Annotated in this window: 2 protein-coding genes and 1 pseudogene; 2 read left to right on the top strand and 1 reads right to left on the bottom strand. The window is 62.6% G+C overall.

What is annotated here, in order from left to right:
- Positions 1-66 precede the first annotated feature (66 nt).
- Together ABT116_RS47180 and ABT116_RS47175 are read left to right on the top strand one after the other, a co-directional pair.
- Positions 67-225, top strand: coding sequence for a hypothetical protein (locus ABT116_RS47180; RefSeq protein WP_351647534.1), 159 nt, complete (start codon positions 67-69; stop codon positions 223-225).
- Positions 226-227: 2 nt separating this feature from the next.
- The gene (locus tag ABT116_RS47175) at positions 228-599 is read left to right on the top strand and encodes a hypothetical protein (protein WP_007734099.1); all 372 of its coding nucleotides are present in this window, start codon (positions 228-230) and stop codon (positions 597-599) included.
- A gap of 73 nt (positions 600-672) precedes the next feature.
- Here the strand turns inward: ABT116_RS47175 and ABT116_RS47170 are convergent.
- Positions 673-1,290: pseudogene (locus tag ABT116_RS47170) on the bottom strand (hypothetical protein); the annotation flags it as partial.

The raw sequence follows: 1,290 nt of genomic DNA, 5'->3' as shown, positions 1-1,290 counted from the left end.
TAGACGACACCGAGCACGACGGGCAGGACCCATCGCGCGACGCGGTGGGCGGGTTCGCTGAACACGGTGGACGTCACCGAGAAGATGACGCAGCGCTTCGAGTTCGAGGTGGACACCACCAAGGCAAACGAAGCCTGGCACGCCGAGGTCGAGGAAAACCTCGCACGCCAGAAAGCCGAGAAGGAAGCCGCAGCAGAAGCGGCAAAGAAAGAAGCAGAGGTCTAATCGTGAGCGCCTCGATCGGAACCGACGCACGGTGGGCTCGCTGGGCCAAGGCACCGGACTTTGCCGGGCAAACGGAACGGCTCGAGGCGATCGCGGCCCAGACGATCGAGGACAAGCACGAATACCTCGACTCGGGTCTGCAGGAAGTCGACTGCAAGGCATGCGGCGCGTGCGTACTGGTTCGCAAGAACACGTACAAACACACCAGCGTTCAGTGGACTTCCGACCCGGCGCTGCGTTGCCACACCTTCAAAGAGGCAATTGCTTCCGGGCAGTCGACGGCGTTGAAAGACGGTTGCCCGAAACTGCACGACAGCATCGCCGACGCAGTCAGGGACGGCACCATCACGGTGCGTGATCCCGAGGTCAGCTGACCCGATTGTGCAGAACGAGGGCCGACCTACCACGGGTCGGCCCTCGTTGTGCGTTCCGGCAACTGTGCGTCTGTCAGGCAGGCGGTCGCACTTTCCGTGCAGCCACCGCATAGACGTCGCTCGACGTGGTGAGCGAGTTCTTTCCGCTGACTGCCGGCACTCCCCCACGGAGATTCACCGCCCAGTTGAGCGCACCCAGTGGTCCGCATCCGCTAGCCCCCGGCGCCGCAAACGCAGCATCCGAATGTGGGACTGCCGGAAACACTGCACCCGGGAAATCACCGATGGGTTCCGATGGCGGGTTGCCTGTTGTCGTCAGATGAAGGTTGATCGGATTCGAGATCGAACCGATGTAGCAATCGTCGCCCAGCAACGGATTCGACAGTTTCAAGCGGACCGGCATCGTGAGTTCCTGCTCGAGGACCTTCAGATCCGGGACTCCCACCGATTCGACTGTCGCGCTGATCTGAGTCAATCCGAGCGGAGTATCGATCCCGAGCGCACCCCCTGGCACCGAAATCGGGTTGGAATAGACCCCGTTGGACCCGTCCTGCTTGGCGACGAAGGTCTCGACGAAACTGTTGTCGGGCTGGATCGCGTATTTCACCCCGCCCGCAACCTTGAGACTGCCGTCCGGGATCTCTCCGCCCGACGCGTCGGCCCCACCGGTAAGGCGTACGGGGTGGACATG

Source organism: Streptomyces sp. NPDC002130, assembly GCF_040296465.1.
In the GTDB taxonomy this organism is placed as follows: Bacteria; Actinomycetota; Actinomycetes; order Streptomycetales; family Streptomycetaceae; genus Streptomyces.
The sequence above is the reverse complement of the archived record's forward strand: the minus strand, read 5'-3'. Positions and strand labels throughout refer to the sequence as shown.